The sequence below is a fragment of the Streptococcus sp. DD11 genome (assembly GCF_001578865.1).
In the GTDB taxonomy this organism is placed as follows: domain Bacteria; phylum Bacillota; class Bacilli; order Lactobacillales; family Streptococcaceae; genus Streptococcus; species Streptococcus panodentis.
This window is the reverse complement of sequence record NZ_KQ969396.1, coordinates 229028-233421: the sequence shown is the minus strand read 5'-3', so window position 1 is coordinate 233421 and position 4394 is coordinate 229028. Positions and strand designations below refer to the sequence as shown.

The following is a 4394-nucleotide window of genomic DNA, read 5'->3' as shown; positions in this document are numbered from 1 at the left end:
GTTTGTCGCTAGAATTTTTGTAAGAGAGCGAAATTATCCAACTCCGATAACTAAGATTCCTTCAAGTATTACTAAAAATAAGCAAAAAAATGTTTTTTATTCATAATAGCAACCTCTTTTCTTTTTCTTCTATGATATAATATTATTTAAGATACCGAAATAAATTCCCTTATACACAATTTAAGAGGTGCTTAAAATGAAATACGGAAAAATTTTTAAGAAATTTAGAGAATCAAGAGGACTGTCACTAAAAGATGTTTCCAAATCTGGAGTATCAAGTTCTCACTTGTCAAGATTTGAGCATGAAGAGGCTGATTTAACTATTACGAAATTCATTTTAGCACTGGAAGCAATTAATATGCCGATTGAAGAATTCATATATGCAACGCGCGATTTTCATAGAGATGACTTTAATGAATTGTTAGAGAAAATTCGTTTATTAGTAGCGAAGCGAGATATTGTTGGAATGGAAAATTTACTGATTAGTCTGTTGGAAAAGAGAGAGAAGAAAGGTCCTTTTTATGAGCTGAATACGATTTTGGTTAAGATTCGTTTACAAGACTTATCAGGAAAGATATATGTAACAGATCGAGATATTAGTTCTGTAAGTGAGTACTTATTTTCTGTAGAATACTGGGGATGTTATGAATTGTTGTTGTTTATGAATACATTAGACGTTTTAAATCATGAAACTATGATGGTTTTATCAAAAGAAATGTGCCATCGCTCTGAATTCTATAGAGATATTCCAAATAATCGTCGTTTATTATCAACTATGTTATTAAATGCCTACATAACATGTATTGAACGAAACGAGCTAATAGATGCTCTTTATTTTGAAAAGCAACTACAATTTTGTAACTTCTCAGAAACGGAAATTTATAAAAAATTAGTGTTTCATTATGCAAAAAATTTGTACGATTTAAAGAAAACACACAACCAACATGCTTTCATTGAGATGAGAAAATGTATAGCAGCAATGAAACTGGTAGATAGTCAACAATTGGCGTGTACGTTTGAACACCATTTAGAAAAAGTGTTGAATGATTTAGAATAAACTGTGTATAAGGGAATTATTTATAGCACTCCTAAAAAGGTAGTATGATATCTATATCAAATATAGGAGGTGAAAATGATGGAAGAACTACAAGTTATTAACCTTGAAGACCTTTTAGAGTTTGATCAAGGCTATGTTCCTAATAATAACTGTGGACCAAGTCATTCTTGTGGCGGCGGTCGATAGTTTCTTCCGAGATGGGGAGAAATTTCCCCATCTCTGTTTTCATTAAAGAGGATTACTATGATTAAAAAAATTGATACTGATTTTGGTACATATTATTTTGATTCTATTTCTTTCACTTTGTCTTCTTCACCTGAATATAAGAATACGTCGAATACTTCGGATTATATCGATGAAGGTATTTTAAAGAAAGTTGTAATAAATATTTCAAATAGCTGTAATCTATCATGTTCATACTGCTATGCCGATGGTGGAAACTATGGCATGGACAATCGGATTATGGATTTTGATACTGCTGATAAGATAATCCAGGAAATTGTAAGTAAGGGAATGAAACAAATTAATCGATTAATACTTTTTGGAGGAGAGCCTTTTCTAAATATTGAGTTGTTTGTATATTTTATTGAGAAATTATCTAAATTTTTAAATATATTAAAAGTTGAGACAGTCACTAATGGTACTGTTTTGAACCATCGTGTAAAGGAAATGTTGAATAAATTTCATCCTTATCTGACAATTAGTTTAGATGGACCAGAAGTTGTTCATGATAGGCTAAGGGGAAAAGGAAGTCACAGAAAGACCATGAGATTTATTGAGTATTTAAAAAATATTGATTATAATAATTTCGAAATCGCTTCAACGTATACTCGTATTCATCAAAAAAATGGTATTAGTAGAGAGGATATTTTCAAGTATTTTACTGAGATGGATGTCCATTTTAATATTAATGATGTCTTTAGTAAAAATAAAGTACTTATTGTTAAAGAAATGGAAAAAAGTTTATCTGAAAGAAAAACTTTTATAGATGCATCTATTCAGAATGTAATTGACAGTAATGAGAAAGCATTTATTAGCCCAATCTTATATGATGTTTTAATATCTATGATTTACAAGAGTACTAACCATACATTCTGCGATGATATTGATCCCTCCAATACAATAACTTTTGATGTTGATGGAAGTAAGAAATTATGCTTTAGGTTCTGGGGGAGTCATAATAGTCCAAATGCAGAAATGTTTAATAATAAAGATAATTTTTCGAAGTGTAAAGATTGTTGGTGTAGGGGTATGTGTATAGAATGTGTTGCCAATGTTATTGATGGTTATTCTACTGTCATTAACGAGAATGGAGAATTCATGGAGTGCCATAAGCCTGAACTTATGGAATATTGCATACAACAAATTATATACCTTTCTAGAGATAAAGAGCAACTATCTAAGTTGGTAAATAACTTCAGGAGGTTTATACGCTATGCTTAGATCTTATGTAACTAAAAAGTATATATTCTTCTATTTTGTGGCGATTATGATTACTTGGCTGGAGGCTGTCATTACACCAGCTTTGATTCAGTATATTGTCTCTAGTTTTACCAATCACCAGTTGCATTTGCTGTGGCAGGTCTTGATTTGGGGGATTGTGGGGAATTTGATTCTCTTGCTAGGTTTGGCAGGGAAACGCTATTACTATGCACGAGTGCTGACGGACTTCAAGTTGGGGATTAAGCAGGCTATCTTTCAAACTTTCTTATATAGCCGTCGGATAGCGGATGAAGAGGTTTTGTCCGACCTGGAAAATGATGTGAAACAGCTAGAAGATAACTATATTGAGCCGACTGTCATTATCATTTCTTCTTTGGGATTTACAACCGTCTCCATCTGTTATGCTCTCTGGACAAATTTTTATCTCGGCTTGCTCTTTATCATTTTTTATTCGATACCTGTTCTTTGCAGTGGAATTGGCTCTAAACGCTTGGATACGATTACTAAGCAGAAATCCCTAGCTAACCAAGGCTACGTCTCTCAAGTGACCAATATGATTGCGGGTGCTCGTCCGATACGGCATTATCTGGGACAAAGCATGTTTTACAAACTGTTTTCCAAAGATTTACACAAGGCTTTAGAGCAAGAAGTCGCCTATGAAAAGCAGCGGACGCTAAACAGTCTCCTTATCAATGGGATTGATGCTTTTTGTTCGGTTGCGCCTATTGTCATTGGTGGTTTCATGACCTATTATAACTACCTATCTGCAGCCAGCTTTGTTGGGATTTACCTAGTATCGCATAATATCGGCTACCAATTTCAGGAGCTATCTTATTTTATCAATACTAGAAAATCAGCCAAGTCTCTCTGTGATAAATATCAAAAACTGCTGGGAGAGGAGTTGATAATGCCTTCGGTTCTTGAAGGTTCCGTCTTTCCTATCCAGTTAGAGCAAGTCAGCGTAGAGCGTGATGGCCAAGAAATCTTAGCCCCTTGTGACCTTACCATTGAGGAAGGGGAAAAGATTGCCATTATCGGAGAAAGCGGATCAGGAAAAACAACCTTACTTAACCTCATTTATGGAGAAATCAAGCCTAGTCAAGGTCGGATCCACTATCACGGACAAGAGCTAAACTCGGATGAAATCTATCAGGCAGGAGCTTACATTCTCCAGTCAAGTCATGTCTTTGATGGATTGACACTAGAGGAAAATATCGCTTTGGGACAAGAACTTGATTCCAGAAGGATGGAAGAGATTCTGCAGCAAACCGGATTGAAAGCTCTCCAAGGCAAAACACCCAGCAATCAAACCTTGTCAGGTGGTGAGAAGCAGCGGCTAGAAATTGCCCGCGCGCTTTATCACAATCGCCAATTTATCCTAGCTGATGAAGTTAAAGCCAATCTGGACCTTAAAAACCAAGAGAAAATCAATCAACTTCTCTTCTCTCTCCCACAAGCAATCGTAGAAGTGATTCATCACTATAGCGAAGAGGACTTGAAGCGCTATGATAAGGTGATAGAACTGGAGAGATAGGTGGGAGGTATAGATTTCAGAAAGGAGTGGCAGAGGCCATTCCTTTTTGTAGGTTGGAAAATAAGATGATTAGTTTTTTTCCCATTTATAATATACAATAAAGTTAACAAAGGAGTATAGAAGAGCGGCGTAATGGATAATAAAAAAACAACTCAGTCTGAAAATATCGGTACAAAAAATGTCAAACGAAGATTATGTTGAAGAACTTAATGAACGACTGAATAATTTTAAAAGCTTAAAAAATAAAGCGATTTTCTTGAATTAGAGTTTGAACTATTTAATGAAGTAGTTAAGTCGAAAAGAAGAGCGGACGAACAGTTAGAAAAAGAATCTAAGATGTAGAATTTTTTTGTAAGTTGT

The 4394-nt window shown here is 34.5% G+C and carries 3 protein-coding genes; all 3 read left to right on the top strand.

What is annotated here, in order from left to right; all coding sequences use genetic code 11:
- Positions 1 to 196 precede the first annotated feature (196 nt).
- The 3 genes from STRDD11_RS10515 to STRDD11_RS10505 all read left to right on the top strand — a co-directional run bounded on the left by STRDD11_RS10515 (position 197) and on the right by STRDD11_RS10505 (position 4034).
- Positions 197 to 1057, top strand: coding sequence for an Rgg/GadR/MutR family transcriptional regulator (locus tag STRDD11_RS10515; RefSeq protein ID WP_128837251.1), 861 nt, complete (start codon positions 197 to 199; stop codon positions 1055 to 1057).
- 243 nt (positions 1058 to 1300) lie between these two features.
- Positions 1301 to 2500: a streptosactin maturase GggB gene (locus STRDD11_RS10510; protein ID WP_206512697.1), complete on the top strand. Its 1200-nt coding sequence runs from the start codon at positions 1301 to 1303 to the stop codon at positions 2498 to 2500.
- Entirely contained in the window at positions 2493 to 4034 is a 1542-nt protein-coding gene (locus STRDD11_RS10505) for a streptosactin export ABC transporter GggC (RefSeq protein WP_128837250.1), read from the top strand. The genes STRDD11_RS10510 and STRDD11_RS10505 overlap by 8 nt, the downstream gene beginning before the upstream one ends.
- The last annotated feature ends 360 nt before the right edge of the window (positions 4035 to 4394 follow it).

Coding starts and splice junctions, on each gene's coding strand:
- STRDD11_RS10515 (WP_128837251.1), top strand. CDS start 197: ATGAAATACGGAAAAATTTTTAAGAAATTTAGAGAATCAAGAGGACTG.
- STRDD11_RS10510 (WP_206512697.1), top strand. CDS start 1,301: ATGATTAAAAAAATTGATACTGATTTTGGTACATATTATTTTGATTCT.
- STRDD11_RS10505 (WP_128837250.1), top strand. CDS start 2,493: ATGCTTAGATCTTATGTAACTAAAAAGTATATATTCTTCTATTTTGTG.